We start from the raw sequence: 15,224 nt of genomic DNA, 5'->3' as shown, positions 1-15,224 counted from the left end.
GGCGGCGCGACGGCCCCCGCCGCCCACGCAGTCCCCCTGCCCGCCGCCGACCCCGGCGCCCCGGCCCTGGGTGTCCCCGCCTCGCAGGCCCGGCCCCCGCCCCGTCCGGCTCGACCGGCGCGCGCGGCGCCGGCACGGCCGCGGGCACCGCCGACGCCGCCACCGCGCCCTCGGCCCACCTGCTCCCCGCTCTCGTCGAGCTGGGCTCCCGCGCCGCGCAGGACGACGTCGTCCCCGCGGCCCTCGCCGACCGTCCGGGCTCCCGCCCCGACTGATCGCGTCCCGGCAGCCGCCGACCCCCTCCGGGGTCGCACCGGCCGCCACCGCCTCCCGGTGCACCGCGCCGGTCCGGGCGGACCGACGGACACCCGATCAGCAGCGCGCCTCCACCGGCGCGCGACGGAAGGAACCACCTCACATGTCTTCGATCCTCATCAAGCGCAGCCTCGGGGTCGCCGGGGTCACCGGCGGGCTGCTCCTCGTCGGGGCGGGCGTCTCGCTCGCCGACGACGGCTCGGCGACCGACTCGTTCGGTCTGAGCCAGGGCTCGGGCGAGGCGGCCGTGTCGGCGCCGATCAGCCTGGGCGGCCTGAGCCTCGGCCTCGCCACCGAGTCGGCGCAGTCCTCCGGCTCGAGCACCACCACGACCACCGATGAGGGCACCGCGACCGAGACCCGGCAGGACGCCTCGCAGACGTCCTCCGACCTCGGGATCGACGTCGGCGAGATCACGGTCGACCCGGCCGCGATGATGTCGGGCGCCACGGCGTCGCAGCAGTCCTCGGGCGACGACGCGGCCGCCGGCACCACCAGCACCGAGGGCGTCGCGGAGGCCGTCGCCCCGGTCTCGGTCGGCGGCGTCGCCCTCACGGGCTCCACCACCTCGCAGGACGCGTCGGCGCACGGGTCGACCGTCACCGACGACCAGGGCGCCTCGGTCACCGAGGGCGCGACGAGCACCGGCAGCTCGACCACGTCCGGCGTGCTCGGCCTGGGCGAGACGATGCTCGACCCGGTCGCCGTGCTCGACGGCTCGGCCTGGTCGGCAGGCTCGGCCTCCGACGCGCGCGACGACGCGGCGGCCGGCACCTCCGGCGGGACCGGCGACGTCGACCTGTCCAGCCCGGTCAACCTCGGCGGGCTCACCGCCGGGATCACGGACGAGCGCAGCAGCGCCGACGAGGCCTGGACGATGCGCACCGACGGCGACGGCGACGCCGCCTGGACCCGGACCGAGACCGCCGACGAGTCGGCGACCTCGCTCGGCCTGACCACCGGCGGGCTCACCGCCGACCCTGCGGCCTGGCTGCAGGGCAGCACCGCGCAGGCGCTCGGCGCCCGTGACGACGCCGCGGAGGGCGCCTCGGCGACTTCCGGCGACCTGAGCGTCGCGACGCCGATCATGTTCGGCGGCGCCGACGCGTGGCTGACCGACGAGCGCACCTCGTGGTCCTCGGCCACCGAGGGCGTCCGCACGGACGACGTCACCCGCGAGTCCACCTCCGAGCGTGCCGACGCCACCCGCTCCGGCGGCGCGCTCGGCCTCGGCGAGCTGGCCCTGCTCCCCGAGCTGGCCGCCACGGGGGACTCCGCCACCCGCTGGGGTGCGGATGACGAGGCCGGCACCGTCCTCGGCACCGCCGACGGGATGCTCGACCTGACCGCGCCGCTGTGGTTCGACGGCGCGTGGGCCGCAGGCACGCTGCAGTCGGAGTCCGCGACGAAGGACACCGACACGCTCACGACCGGCGAGGGCACAACGAGCACCAGCACCTGGTCCTCGGCGGCCGACACGGTCGACCCGTCGCTGGCCACCGGCCCGGTCCAGGGCGACCTGGCCGGCTGGGCCTGGGGCGAGCTGACCGGCCTGGGCGCGCGGCACTGACCCGTACCCGGCCCTGACCGCCGGCCCCGACGCCGGCGCGGACGCACGGACGCCCGCCCGGGTCACCCTCACGGTGGCCCGGGCGGGCGTCGGCGCGCCCGCGCTTCAGGTGGTCAGGGCACCCGAGGCGAGCAGGTAGGCGAGCAGCGCCGTGGCGGCCGCGCCGACGACGACGGCGAACACCGCGCGCCCGCGCCCGTGTCCGCCGGTCCGCGCCCTGCGGAGCCCCCACAGCCCGAACCAGACCGCGAACGGGCCGAGCGGCCAGATCAGCAGCGCGAACAGGCCCACGTAGCCGGCGACGATCGACTGCCAGGACCGGCCCGTCGGGAGCAGCCAGTGCACGGCGTCCCGAGGGCCGGCGCCGACGCGGGCGGGCTCGGGGTACCAGGGGCCGGCGGGCGCGGCCGTGGCGTACGCGGGGCCGGCGGCGTACGGCGTGGCCCCGTACGCCCCCGCGGTCGCGCCCGCGAGCGCGCGGACGGGCTGGGCGGCGCCCGCACCGGCGGTCGGGGCGTGGGCCGTGCGGTGCCGGGCGTGCGCCGGGGCTCCGGCTGCACGGGCGGCGTGCGCGCCCGGCGGCCGGTGCGTGGGGGCGTCCGGGATCGGTCCGCCGGGCAGCGGCGTGAGGGTCGGCGCAGGAGCCGGGACCGGGGCCGGCTGGGGCGCCGCGACCTGCGCCGCCGGGTCCGGCGCGGTGTGCTCGGTCCAGGCCGCGCCGTCGAACCAGCGGAGCACCGCGGGCGTCACCCCGTCGGGGTACCACCCGGCGGGCGGAAGCGGCTGCGCCTCGGTCATGCTCTCCCTCTCGGCCGCTCGGGGCCGGGTGATGACCCGGGACGACCCCGGTCCCCCGTTCGGACCAGCGGCCGACCTGCTGGCGCGCCGTAACCGTCCGGACACCTTCGGCGCGTACGTTCCCCTCCACCGGTCGCGCGGACGCGCCCGGACGGCCGGACCCGACGGGAGGTGACGCGAGGTGTTCGAGCACGTCGACCCGTTCATCGGCACCGAGGCCACGTCGCTCCCCCCGCAGTCCGGGCTCGCCGCCACCTGGTGGTGGCCGAAGCCGCAGGTGGGCAACACGCACCCCGGCGCGACGTACCCGCTCGGCATGGTCAGCGCGTGCGCGTACTCGGGCGCCTACCCCACGGGGTACGGCCGGTACGATCTCTCGACCGAGGGGCTCCCGCCCGCCCTGCACGCGAGCCAGCGGGCCTCCGGCTTCACGCACTTCCAGCAGTCCGGCACCGGCGCGATCCGCAAGTACTACAACTACGTCCGCGTCACGCCGATGCTGCAGCCGCTCGACGACCTCGGGCAGCTCTGGGAGGTGTCGGACGAGCGCGCGGAGCCCGGCTACTACGCCGCGACCCTCGACTCCGGCATCCGGTGCGAGATCACCGTCGGCCCGAAGTCCGCGGTGCACCGGTACACGTTCCCCGCGCACCGGGACGCCCGGCTGGTCATCGACCTCAGCCTCGGCGGCCTCGACATCCCGTACGGCCGGACCGTGCCGCTGCGGGCGCACCTGGAGTCCGTCGAGCCGGGCGTCGCGCAGGGCGAGATCACCGTCGAGGGCGCTCCGCTCGCGGTGCACGTCGAGTGCGACACCCCGCACTGGCGGCAGCTGCTCTGGTACGACCGCCGCCTCATGCCGGGCGGCACCCGGCTCGACTTCGACCGGATCCGTCCGACGACCCTGCGGCCGTTCGGCCTGATGTGGGCCGGGCCGACCGAGCCGGGCCAGGTCGTCGAGCTGCGGTTCGGCTTCTCGCTGCGCGGCGTCGAGCAGGCGCGCGCCAACCTCGTGCGCGAGTGCGGGCCGGGGCCGTCGTCGTTCGCGGAGCGCCGCGCCCGCACCGCGCACGAGTGGCGCCGGCAGCTCGGCAAGGTGCAGGTCGACACCCCGGACCCGGCCAAGCAGACCGTGCTGTCCACGGCGCTGTACCACTCGCTGATCAAGCCGTGCCTGGCGCCGGACGAGAGCCCGTTCTGGCCGACGGACACCCCGTTCGCGTACGACATCGCGACGATGTGGGACATCTACCGCACGCAGCTCCCGCTGCTCACGGCGCTGGTCCCGGACAAGGCCGTCGAGCTCGCGACCGCGATCCTGCACATCGCCGAGGAGGAGGGGAACTTCCCCATCGGCTACCGCATGGCGCGCGGCGCGGACCGGTTCTCCCGGCAGGGCAGCGCGCTCGCGCACACGTTCCTGGCCGACCTGTGCGCGCTGGGTCTGCCGTTCGACTGGGACTGGGCGCTCGTGCACCTGCACAACGACCTGCGCCGGACGTACGGCGAGGAGTTCCTGCTGCACGGCCGCACGCACCCGATCAGCCACACGCTGGACCTCGCGTTCGGCTACTTCTGCACGGCGGTGATCGCCCGGCAGGTCGGCGACCGGACGCTCCTCGACCAGTTCGCCCCGCTCGCCGGCCGGTGGCGGAACGCGTTCGACCCGGCGACCGGGCTGCTCCGCGACTCGACGTTCTACGAGGGCGGCCGGTGGAACTACTCGTTCCGGCTGCTGCACGACATGGCGGCGCGGATCGACCTGGCCGGCGGCGACGACGCGTTCGTGGCGCTGCTGGACCGGTTCTTCGGCTACGACGCCGACCCCGTGAAGCAGCCTGGCCTCGCCCCGTCGGAGGACGAGATGCTCGCCGGCTACGCCCTGCACCGGTTCGAGGGCCTGAACAACGAGCCGGACATGGAGGCCCCCTGGGCGTACCAGTACGCCGGGCGCCCCGACCGCACCGCCGAGGTGGTGCACGCCGTCACGCAGCAGCAGTTCGGCACCGGCCGCGGCGGCCTGCCCGGCAACGACGACTCCGGCGGGCTGTCGTCCTGGTACGTCTGGGCGACGCTCGGGCTGTTCCCGGTCGCCGGCCAGAACCTGTTCCTGGTCAACGCGCCCGCCTGGCGCGAGGCCCGGATCGACGTCGGCGGCAAGCCGTTCACGATCGAGACCAGCGGGTTCGTGGAACCCGAGCCCGACGGCCCGGCCCAGTACGTGCAGCGGGTGCGGCTCGACGGGGTCGACCTCGACCGCTCCTGGCTGACCGGCACCGAGCTGCACGCCGGCGGGCGGCTGCAGGTCGACCTCGGCCCGGAACCAGGGCCGTGGACCGCCGCCGGGCGGCCGCCGTCCCTCAGCACCGGCGCCTGACGGCCCGCACCCCGCGCTCCCCACCCCCTTCCGCACGACCCTCCCGGAGGCCTGCCGTGACCGACGCGACCCTCAGCACGACCGCCGACGCCGCACCCGCGCGCCGGGTCGACCGCCGCCTGGTGATCGTCGTGCGCGCCGACCCGGTGATCTGCGGCCACTCCGGGGAGGCGCGCAACCTCGCCGAGGCGGCGCTGGACCGCGGGTTCGACGAGGTCCGGATCGTCACCTGGCCGATCGACCGGCTGCAGGCCGCCGGGCTGCCGCTCAAGCCGCTCGACCGGGTCATGCCGTACCGCGACGGCGTGGTCGTGGAGCGTCCCGGCCCGGTCGGCGACTACAAGGTGCCGGACGGCCGCTACGTGGCCGGGCTGATCGGCCGGCTGGTCGAGCTGTTCACGGACGGGGTGCCCACCGTCGCGCTGTCGCTGTACCTCAGCCCGCACGCCACGGCCGTCGCCGACGCGGTGCACGTCGCCCGGCGCACCGGGCTGCCCGTCAACGTCACCACGGTCGCCGAGGCGGTCGGCTCGGACGTCACCAACGTCGTGCGCGCCTGCGTCGAAGCCGACCAGTTCGGGGCCGCCGCGCACGTGCTCGCGTCCTACCTGGAGCACGACGTCTGCCTGGCCGTGTCCGAGTACACCCGCGACCTGATCATCACCGAGGCGGAGGCGCTCGACGCGAAGCACGGCACGACGTTCGCCGCGCAGTGCCGGGAGCGGGTCCGGATCTCCTACCCCGCCGTCGACGTCGCGCAGTACCTCGCGCGCGACGACGCCGCGACGGACGCGGTGCTCGGAGCCCGGGGCCTGGACCGCGACGGGTACGTGCTCTACCTGTCCCGGCTCGCCGCGGCGAAGGGCGTGGACGACCTGATCGACGGCTACGCCGCCAGCGGCGCCCCCACGACGCACCGCCTGGTGATCGCGGGCAACGGGCCCGAGGCGGCGCAGCTGCGCGCGCACGCGGCCGCCTCGCCGGTGGCCGACCGGGTGCTGTTCCTCGACGACGTGTCCGACGACGAGAAGCCGCACCTCATGGCCGGCGCCGCCGCGTACGTGCTGCCGAGCAAGCCGCGACCGGAGTTCGTCGAGACGTTCGGCATCGCGCTCGTGGAGAAGATGCTCTCCGGCGGCGGCCCGGTCATCACCACCGACACCGGCGGCATCCCGGAGGCCGTGGGCGACACGGCGATCATCGTGCCGGTCGAGGACCCCGCCGCGATCGCGGCGGCCCTGGACCGGGCGCTCGGCGTCGTGGGTGCCGAGCGCGAGGGGTGGGCCGACGCGGCGCGGGAGTTCGCGCTGCAGTTCGACCGCGCGGTGGTGCTGGACAAGATCCTCGAGGCGGTCGACGCGGTGGTGCCCGCGCGGGGGTGAGCGCAGTCGGCGGGGCGGCGGCGGGCCGCTCCGGCGCGCGTGGAGATGGGGCTGGACAGCGCAGAGCGCGGTGCGGCTAGCGTGATCGGCGTCGGTCCGGCAGCCGCCCCGAGGGACCGTCCGTCGGCGTCCGAGGAACGATCATGCAGGTCATCCCCAAGAGCTACGGTGAGCTCGTCATCATGACCGAGGAGGAGATGCGCGAGAAGCGGGAGCAGGAGCTCGCGAGCATCGGCCTCGACCTGGAGACGATCGAGGAGCGGTACGAGACCTGGCAGCTCTCCCGCGAGCAGCGCATCGCGTACGAGGAGTACCTCGCGCTGGGCCGGTTGCTCGGTGAGTGACCGGGAGGCGGAGGGTGGCACGCCGCCCGGGGCGCGTCCCGGGGCGGGGGACGACGACCTCGCGACCGTCGCGGAGCGGTTCGCCGAGGACCTGCGCAGCACCCTGCGCGGGGTCGTGACGGGCGACGACGTCGGGACCTTCCGCGTCCGGCCCACGGCCACGCCACGGTCGCGCCTGCTGGTCGAGCAGAGGCCGGCCGACGGGCTCCCGCTGGCCGTCGACGGCGTCGTCGTGCTCCGGCTGCGCGCGTCCTTCGACTGCGGCTGGGACCACACCGGCCGCTTCCTCGCCGTCCGCCGGTCCACGATCGCGGCGGTCGCCGAGGGCACCGAGGAGCCGCTGTTCCGGTACGACTACGACGCGGGCTCCGACGACAACATCCCGGCGGCGCACCTCAACGTGCACAGCCACCGCGACGAGCTGGTGTTCGCGATGATGGCGGCCGGGCACCGGCTGCGCGGCCGGGCCCGCACCTCGGCGGTCCGCCGGGGCCGGGTGCCGCGGGTGTCGACGCTGCACTTCCCGCTCGGCGGGCACCGGTTCCGCCCGTCGTTCGAGGACGTGCTCGAGATGCTGGTCCGCGAGTTCGGCCTCGATACGCGACCGGGCTGGCGCGCGGCGGTCTGCGCGGGGCGGACCCGGTGGCGCGCGGTCCAGCTCCGGGCCGCGGTCCGGGACGACCCGGCGGGCGCGGCCGAGGCGCTCGTCGACCTCGGGTACGCGATCCGGCAGCCCGCGCCGGGCGGGGCGCCGGCGGTGTCGCGGTAGCCACGCAGCCGAGGCGGCGCCTCACCTGCAGAGCGAGTCGGTCGCAGGAGCGCGTCCGTCGCGGGAGCGGGTCAACCGCAGGAGCGGCTCAGTCGCAGTAGTCGCAGATCCCCGTGCCCGGGAGCACCATCGAGCACGTCGGGCAGGTCTTCGTGAACTCGACCGGCTCCGGCTTCCTCGCCCGCGGGGTCGCGGCGGCGCGGGGCGCCCGCGGCGTCTTCGGGGCGGCCGACCGCGTCCGCGCCGGGGCGGCGGCACGCGCGGCGGCAGCGGCCTGCGGCACGTCGAACCCGCGCCGGGCCAGCAGCGCCTGCGCCGCCTCCTCGCCGCCGTGGAACTCGTCGGCGCCGGCGAGCCGACCGGTCGCGAACCGGTGCGCCACCCCGAGGATCGCCGTCGCCGGGTACGGACGGTCCTCGTGGAGGAAGAAGCCGCCGCCGGCGGGGAAGCCGTAGACGCCGAGGAAGGCATCGGCCCCGCGGGAGTCGTGCTCGGCGATGGCCTGGAGGATGTGCGCGCGCGTCACGGCGGAGAAGGTCGCCACGTCGCAGAAGCCTACGTCGTCCCCCCGGACCGATCCGCGGCCGAAGGGCCCGGGGCGCTGTGACGTCCCTTGCACCTCGCCCGGTGCCGACGAGGGCGCCCCCGCGCTGCGACCCCGGCCGCTACCGTCGCGACCGTCGGAGGGGGACGGCCATGACGGCGCGATCGCGAGGCGGCGAGGCCCGGTGAGCACCCGGCGCGTCCGCCCCTGGCCGCTGCGGCACGGCGCTCGTCCGACCATCGACCTGACGGCCGACGTCCCGCCGGAGGAGGCGCTCGCGACCTTCGTCGCCGTGACTCGCGCGAGCCGCTACCGCGTGACGACGCCCTCCCCGACGACGGCGCGCGCCGTGCTCGGCCGCGGCTGGCTGCGGGCGCTCGCGGACCTGCTGAACCTCCCGCCGTCGGGCCCGTTCCTGCACGTCGAGCTGCACGCCGCCGCCGACCGGGTCGTCGACGGCGCCCGGTTGCGCGTCACCTGCCGGCACGGCGGGCAGGAGGTGAACGCCGGCACCGCGGTGGCGGCGCTGCTCGACGCGGTGCTGGACCGGCTGGACACGCCGACCCGCGCGGCGGCGGCCTCGGCCTGGGGCGTCGGGCAGCCGATCTGACCGCGGTCCCGCCCGGCGGCGTCGTGCCGGTTCGCCGCGCGGACCGGTCCCGCAGCCGGTAGGAACAGGGGGCATGACCACCCGCGTCGGCTTCCACAGCTCGCACGAGCAGGTCCACCCGTCCGCCCTCCTCGCGGCGGTCCAGCATGCGGAGGAGGCGGGCTTCGACGCCGCCATGTGCTCCGACCACTGGGCGCCGTGGGGCACGAACCAGGGCCACTCCGGCTTCGCCTGGACCTGGCTCGGCTCCGCCCTGGCCACCACCCGGCTGCCGTTCGGCACCGTGAACGCGCCCGGCCAGCGCTACCACCCGGCGATCATCGCCCAGGCGGCCGCCACCCTCGCCGCGATGTACCCGGGGCGGTTCTGGGTCGCGCTCGGCTCGGGCGAGAACATGAACGAGCACATCACCGGCGACCCGTGGCCGCCGAAGCCGGAGCGCGACGCCCGGCTGCGCGAGTGCGTGCAGATCATCCGCGCGCTGCTCGCCGGCGAGGAGGTCACGCACCACGGGCTCGTCACGGTCGACCGCGCCCAGCTCTGGACGCTGCCCGAGGTGCCGCCCCGGCTGATCGGCCCCGCCGTGACGCCGGAGACCGCCCGGGCGCACGCCGACTGGGCCGACGGCCTGGTGACGGTCAACCAGGACCTCGAGACGATGCGCCGGGTCGTCGGGGAGTACCGGGACGCGGGCGGCCGCGGGCCGATCGCGCTCCAGGTGCACGTGTCGTACGCGTCGGACCCCGACGAGGCCTGGCGCCTGGCGCGCGAGCAGTGGGCGGGCAACGCCGCCGGGCCGCCGGCCGCGTGGGACATCGCGACGCCCGAGGCGTTCGACGAGCTGGCCGCCACCGTGGACGACGACACGCTGAGCACCGGGGTGGTGATCGAGCACGACCCCGCCCGGCTCCGGGACCGCCTGGTCGAGCTGGTCCAGGTCGGCTTCGACGAGGTCTACCTGCACCAGGTGGCGACCGACGTCCGGCCGGACCACGGCAAGCACGACGACGCCGCGCCGACGGTGACGCACCCGCCGTCGTCGCTGGACGCGTTCGTCGACCTCGCGGCCGAGCACCTGCTCCCGGCGCTGCGGGCCGTGGACGCCGGGACCGAGGGGACGGACGCCGCATGAGGATCCGCGACACCGGCGACCTGTGGTGGAAGAACGCCGTCGTCTACTGCCTGGACGTCGAGACGTTCATGGACTGGAACGACGACGGCGTCGGCGACCTGCCGGGCCTGGTGCAGCGGCTCGACCACCTGGCCGACCTCGGCGTCACCTGCCTGTGGCTGATGCCGTTCTACCCGACCGCCGACCGCGACGACGGCTACGACATCACCGACTTCTTCGGCGTCGACCCGCGGCTCGGCGACGCCGGCGACCTGGTCGAGCTCATCCGGACCGCGAAGGACCGCGGCATCCGGGTCATCGCGGACCTGGTCGTCAACCACACGTCCGACCGGCACCCGTGGTTCAAGGCCGCGCGGAGCAGCCCGGACAACCCGTTCCGCGACTTCTACGTCTGGCGCACGGACGAGCCGCCGCCCACGGCGGACGAGGTGGTCTTCCCCGACCAGGAGCAGGGGATCTGGACGTACGACGAGCAGGCCGGCGCCTGGTACCGGCACCGGTTCTACCGGCACCAGCCCGACCTCAACACCGCGAACCCGCAGGTCCGCGACGCGATCGCCAAGGTCGTGGGCTACTGGGCGGAGCTCGGGCTCGCCGGGTTCCGGGTGGACGCGGTGCCGTTCATGCTCGCCGACGCGGCGAACAGCCCCCACGACGACATCGAGCACCCCCACGAGTTCCTCAAGGCGCTGCGGTCGTTCCTGAGCCGGCGGACCGGGGACGCGATCCTCATGGGCGAGGTCAACCTGCCGTACGAGCAGCAGCGGATGTTCTTCGGCGACCAGGACGGCGACGGGTCCGCGGAGGGCGACGAGCTCAACCTCCAGTTCGACTTCGTCGCCATGCAGCAGATGTACCTGTCGCTGGCCCGGCAGGACGCCGGCGCGCTCGCGCAGGCGCTGCGCGACCGCCCGCACATCCCGCACGACGCGCAGTGGGCGACGTTCGTCCGCAACCACGACGAGCTGACCCTGGACAAGCTGTCGGACGACGAGCGCGCCGAGGTGTTCGCGGCGTTCGGCCCCGACGAGGACATGCAGCTCTACGGCCGCGGGCTGCGCCGCCGGCTGCCGCCGATGCTCGAGGGGGACCCCCGCCGGATCCGGATGGTCTACTCCCTGCTGTTCACGCTGCCCGGCACGCCCGTGCTGTTCTACGGCGAGGAGATCGGCATGGGCGAGAACCTCGCCGCCGACGGCCGGCTCGCGGTCCGGACGCCGATGCAGTGGACGTCCGGGCGCAACGGCGGGTTCTCGGCCGCGACCCCGCGCCGGCTCGCGGGCCCGGTGGCCGAGGGCGGGTACGCCCCCGCGCACGTCAACGTCGCCGACCAGCGCCGGGACCCGGACTCCCTGCTGTCGTTCGTCAAGACGCTGGTCCGGCGCTACCGGGAGTGCCCCGAGCTCGGCTGGGCGGAGCGGGCGGAGATCATCGACCAGCCGCACGCCGCCGTGCTCGCGCACCGGTCGACCTGGCAGGACGCGTCGATGATCGCGGTGCACAACCTCGGCCCGGAGGCGGTCACCGTGCCGCTGCGGCTGCGGGACCTGGTCCGCGAGCCCGGCGACGCGGGACCGGCGGACGGGACGGCCACCGAGCGCAGCGCGGCGGGCGACGACGACCCGGTCCGCCTGGTCGACCTGCTGGAGGACGGGGCCTGCGAGATCGACCCGGACGGCCGGGTCGAGGTCGAGCTCCCCGCGTACGGGTACCGCTGGCTCCGGGTCGTGCGCCCGGGCTCCCGCCGCCTGCTCTGAGGCAGGTCCGCCGAGCGCGGGGGTCCGCGCCGAGCGCGGTGGCTCCGGCTGCCGTGCTCGGCGCGACCTGCCGCGCTCGGCGGCCGCACCGGCGCACCCCGCGGGTCAGGGGCGCGTGACCGTCCAGCGGCCCGCCGCGAGGTCCACCAGGCGGGGCAGGATCACGTCGCCCGCGGCGCGGAGGCCGTCGTGCAGGTACTCGTTGGTCACCCAGACCTGCGCGTTCCCGACGGCGTCCGCGGTCGCCGTCGCCAGGTCGAGGTCCACGTACGGGTCGTCCACGTACTGCACCGCGGCGACGGGCACCTCGTTGGCCGCGAGCCGCTCCGCGTCGTACAGGGGGGGCCAGGACGTCCGGGCCGCGAGCGCCTCCGCCGCGGCCCGGAACGGCCGCAGCGCCCGGATGTCGTCGAACATCCACGGGAACACCGCCTCCCCGGTCAGCGCGAGCGGCCGGGCGTCGGGCGCGTGGTCGGGCCGGCGGTCGAGCTCGGCCTGCGCCGCCCAGCCGCCGCCGCGCTCCCCCTGGTGGTAGATGACCTCCTGGAGCACCGCGTACAGCGGGTTCGCGTCGAACCCGGTCTGGGTCTGCACCGCGAGCGCGAACGCGTCATCGGGCGCACCGTCGGCGTCGAGGTCGACGGTGTCGAGCAGCCAGTGCAGCGCGTCGACCCCGGTGCTCATGCCGAGCGGCATGCCGAGGGTCTGCAGCCGCCGCACGGTGAACGGGTCGCCGTCGGGCAGCGTCACGTCGCCGGCGGCGAGCCGGTCCGCGAGCGCCCCGAGCAGCTGGACGTCCTCCGGGTACCGGCGCGCGAACGCGGCGACCCGGGCGGCCTGCCGCGGGAACGTCCGCGCGTAGACGTCCTCGGCGGTCGCCGCGGTGCCCGGCAGGCCGCCGGTGACGTAGCAGGCGGTCAGCGCCTCGGGGTGCCGGGACAGGTAGGTCAGCGTGAGGAAGCCGCCGTACGACTGGCCGAGCGTCGCCCACCGCCGCCCGCCGTACACCGCGCGGCGCACCGCCTCGGCGTCCTCGACGATCGCGTCCGCCCGGAAGCACGCCAGGTAGTCGGCCGCCTCGTCGCCCGATCCGAACCGGGCGATCGTCCGGCCGTCGACCCGGGACGACCGCCCCGTGCCGCGCTGGTCGAGCAGCACCACCCGGTGCGTGCGCAGGGCCGTCGACCACCAGCCGCCGCCGAGCGGCCGGGGGCCCATGCCGCCGGGGCCGCCCTGCAGGAACAGCAGCAGCGGCAGGTCCTCGGCGTCGCGGGCAGGGTCGACGAGCTCGCGCGCGAACACCTCGATCGTCGGGTACCGGGACGGGTCCTCGCGGTCGACGGGCACCCGCACGCGGTGGTCCCGGACCAGCACCGGCGGCACCAGGCGCGGCTCGGAGGTGCGGACGGCGGACGTGCGGGCGCGCCGGCGGGCGGCCGGGGAGGCGGGGGTCACGGCAGCACCCTAGGGTGTCGCGGACCGCTCCGGACCCGGGTCGGCACCCCGACGCCGGAGGACCCCGTGCCCGGACGGACCATCGTGATCACCGGCGCCAGCGACGGCATCGGCGCCGCCGCCGCTCGCCGGCTGGCGGCCCAGGGCGAGCGCGTCGTGCTGGTCGGCCGCGACCCGGCGCGCACCGCCGCCGTCGCCGCGGAGCTCGGCGCCCCGCACCACCTCGCCGACTTCGCCGAGCTCGACCAGGTGCGCCGCCTGGGCGCCGAGCTGCGCGGGGCCTACCCCCGCATCGACGTCCTGGCCAACAACGCCGGCGGCATCATGGGGCCGCGTGCGGTGACCGCCGACGGGTTCGAGCGCACCCTCCAGGTGAACCACCTCGCGCCGTTCCTGCTCACGCACCTGCTGCTGCCGACGCTCGTGGCGAGCCGCGCGTCCGTCATCGCCACCTCGAGCGTCGCGGCCGCGCGCTGGGGCCGGATCGACCTCGACGACCTCGGGAACGAGCGCGGCTACCGCCCCGAGCGGGCCTACGGCGACGCCAAGCTCGCGAACGTCCTGCACACCGTCGAGCTCCAGCGCCGGTACGGGCCCGAGGGCCTCGCCGCGGTCGCGTTCCACCCGGGCATCGTGGCCACCAGCTTCGCGAAGGAGACGAGCAGCCTGATGCGGTTCGTCTACCACACGCCCCTGCGCCGGCTGCTGACGATCACCCCCGAGCAGGGCGGCGGCTACCTGGCGGCGCTCGCGGCCGGCACGCCCGGGGTCGACTGGCAGCCCGGCGGGTACCTCGAGCAGGGCCGGGCCGCGGTGCCGCCGCCCCAGGCCGCGGACCCCGACCTCGCCCGCCGCCTCTGGGACGCGAGCGCCGCGCTCGTCGGCGTCTGAGGCGGCCCGGGGACGGCGGTGTTTCCGCGGCGTCACCGCCGCCGGTCCCGGGTGACACCTGCGTGAAATCCCGGGCGGGCCCCTGTCCCGGCGCGCCCCGGCACCTCGACACTCGGCTCGGGCCGCACGGCCCGGCGACGACGCGAGCACCCCGGGGGCAGACCATGACGACCGACGACTCTCCCGGGAGCACCGGGCTCGCGGAGCCGGACCCGCCGTTCGGGCGGCTGGCCGTCGGCGCCCCCGCCCCCCGGTGGCTGCACGCCGCCGTGTGCGCGGCGTGGGGCTGGGACCCTCCCCGGACGACGGTCGACCTCCTGGCGCTCTCGCACAACGCGACCTTCCGGGTGTCGGTGGACGGGCGGCCGGTCGCGGTGACGCGGGTCGCGCCGCCGGCCTACATGGAGGACACCGCGGCGGTCGAGTCGGAGGTGGCGTGGATGGCCGCCCTGGGGGAGGCGGGCGCCGTCCGGGTGCCCGTCGTGGTCCCGCCGGTGGACGGCCGGGACGTCGCCGTGGTGCCCGACGACGAGGAGCGGCACTGGGTCTGCCTGACCTGGCGGTACGTGCCCGGGCCCTCGCTGGAGGACGCGCTCGCGGGCGCGCACGCGGGCGCCGCGGCCCCGGAGGTGTGGCACCGCCGCGTCGGCACCACCGCCGCCCTGCTGCACGAGCACGCCCTCGGCTTCCACCGGCCCCGCGACTTCGTCCGGCCCACGTGGGAGCCCGCGGACCTGGTCGGGCCGGGCAGCCGGTGGGGTGCGTGGGAGCAGGCGCGCCTGCCTCCGGCGGACCTCGCGCTGCTGGGACGGGCCCGCGACTCCGCCCTGGACGCCCTGCGCGACGCGTCGCGCGCCCCCGACTCCTGGGGACTCGTGCACGCCGACCTGCGGCCCGGGAACCTGCTGCTCGACGGCGACGACGACGTCACGCTGATCGACTTCGACGACTGCGGGTTCTCCTGGTTCGTCCTCGACCTGGCCGCGGCGCTGTCGTACGTCGAGCACCTGCCCGAGGCGCCCGACCGCGCGCAGGCCTGGGTGTCCGGGTACCAGGACGTGCGCCCGCTGACCCGGCAGGACGCCCGGACCGCGTGCGCGCTGTCGATGCTGCGCCGGCTGCAGCTGCTGGGTCGGACGGTGACGGACCCGCGCGGTGGGCCGTCCGGCGCGCTCCGCGCCGAGCAGCCGGCGGGCTCGGTCCTGGTGGCCGAGCGCTACCTGCGCTCGCCCACCTGGCTCCTCGCGTGAGCCGACGCGCGGTCGTGCCACGCTCAGGGG

The 15,224-nt window shown here is 76.3% G+C and carries 13 protein-coding genes and 1 pseudogene; 11 read left to right on the top strand and 3 right to left on the bottom strand.

The window, feature by feature from the left end; translation table 11 throughout:
• Positions 1-275 (top strand): annotated as a pseudogene (locus KVT14_RS16245) (hypothetical protein); the annotation flags it as partial.
• Positions 276-418: 143 nt separating this feature from the next.
• Positions 419-1,885, top strand: coding sequence for a hypothetical protein (locus KVT14_RS16240; protein ID WP_217616613.1), 1,467 nt, complete (start codon positions 419-421; stop codon positions 1,883-1,885).
• A gap of 105 nt (positions 1,886-1,990) precedes the next feature.
• Here the strand turns inward: KVT14_RS16240 and KVT14_RS16235 are convergent, their stop codons facing one another.
• On the bottom strand, positions 1,991-2,683 hold the full coding sequence (locus tag KVT14_RS16235; RefSeq protein ID WP_217616612.1) for a DUF2510 domain-containing protein: 693 nt from the start codon (positions 2,681-2,683) through the stop codon (positions 1,991-1,993).
• Between the two features lie 181 nt (positions 2,684-2,864).
• Between KVT14_RS16235 and KVT14_RS16230 the strand changes: the two genes are divergently transcribed.
• From KVT14_RS16230 to KVT14_RS16215, 4 genes are all read left to right on the top strand, one after another.
• Positions 2,865-5,060: a glycoside hydrolase domain-containing protein gene (locus KVT14_RS16230; RefSeq protein ID WP_217616611.1), complete on the top strand. Its 2,196-nt coding sequence runs from the start codon at positions 2,865-2,867 to the stop codon at positions 5,058-5,060.
• A gap of 56 nt (positions 5,061-5,116) precedes the next feature.
• Positions 5,117-6,442 (top strand): glycosyltransferase, encoded by a 1,326-nt coding sequence (locus KVT14_RS16225; RefSeq protein WP_217616610.1) that lies wholly within the window; start codon positions 5,117-5,119, stop codon positions 6,440-6,442.
• Positions 6,443-6,585: 143 nt separating this feature from the next.
• A complete protein-coding gene (locus tag KVT14_RS16220) occupies positions 6,586-6,786 on the top strand; it encodes a hypothetical protein (protein WP_217616609.1) in 201 nt (66 codons plus the stop codon).
• On the top strand, positions 6,779-7,555 hold the full coding sequence (locus KVT14_RS16215) for a hypothetical protein (protein ID WP_217616608.1): 777 nt from the start codon (positions 6,779-6,781) through the stop codon (positions 7,553-7,555). The genes KVT14_RS16220 and KVT14_RS16215 overlap by 8 nt, the downstream gene beginning before the upstream one ends.
• Before the next feature lie 88 nt (positions 7,556-7,643).
• Here KVT14_RS16215 and KVT14_RS16210 read toward each other — a convergent pair whose 3' ends face one another.
• Complete coding sequence (locus KVT14_RS16210) at positions 7,644-8,099, bottom strand: hypothetical protein (protein WP_217616607.1); 456 nt, start codon at positions 8,097-8,099, stop codon at positions 7,644-7,646.
• 184 nt (positions 8,100-8,283) lie between these two features.
• On the opposite strand from KVT14_RS16210, the gene KVT14_RS16205 reads away from it, so the two are divergent.
• The 3 genes from KVT14_RS16205 (at position 8,284) to KVT14_RS16195 (ending at position 11,598) form a co-directional block, all read left to right on the top strand.
• Entirely contained in the window at positions 8,284-8,709 is a 426-nt protein-coding gene (locus KVT14_RS16205) for a hypothetical protein (RefSeq protein ID WP_217616606.1), read from the top strand.
• A gap of 73 nt (positions 8,710-8,782) precedes the next feature.
• A complete protein-coding gene (locus tag KVT14_RS16200; RefSeq protein WP_217616605.1) occupies positions 8,783-9,841 on the top strand; it encodes a TIGR03885 family FMN-dependent LLM class oxidoreductase in 1,059 nt (352 codons plus the stop codon).
• A complete protein-coding gene (locus KVT14_RS16195) occupies positions 9,838-11,598 on the top strand; it encodes an alpha-amylase family protein (RefSeq protein WP_217616604.1) in 1,761 nt (586 codons plus the stop codon). Before KVT14_RS16200 ends, KVT14_RS16195 begins: the two co-directional genes overlap by 4 nt.
• Positions 11,599-11,703: 105 nt before the next feature.
• Here KVT14_RS16195 and KVT14_RS16190 read toward each other — a convergent pair whose 3' ends face one another.
• Entirely contained in the window at positions 11,704-13,053 is a 1,350-nt protein-coding gene (locus tag KVT14_RS16190; RefSeq protein ID WP_308161124.1) for an alpha/beta hydrolase, read from the bottom strand.
• Positions 13,054-13,119: 66 nt separating this feature from the next.
• On the opposite strand from KVT14_RS16190, the gene KVT14_RS16185 reads away from it, so the two are divergent.
• A complete protein-coding gene (locus KVT14_RS16185; protein ID WP_217616603.1) occupies positions 13,120-13,944 on the top strand; it encodes an SDR family NAD(P)-dependent oxidoreductase in 825 nt (274 codons plus the stop codon).
• 164 nt (positions 13,945-14,108) lie between these two features.
• Complete coding sequence (locus tag KVT14_RS16180) at positions 14,109-15,194, top strand: phosphotransferase enzyme family protein (RefSeq protein WP_217616602.1); 1,086 nt, start codon at positions 14,109-14,111, stop codon at positions 15,192-15,194.
• Positions 15,195-15,224: the final 30 nt, after the last annotated feature.

The organism is Cellulomonas sp. GbtcB1 (assembly GCF_019091725.1).
Classification (GTDB): domain Bacteria; phylum Actinomycetota; class Actinomycetes; order Actinomycetales; family Cellulomonadaceae; genus Cellulomonas.
Note: the sequence above shows the minus strand (reverse complement) of the source record. Positions and strands in the feature narration are given on the sequence as shown.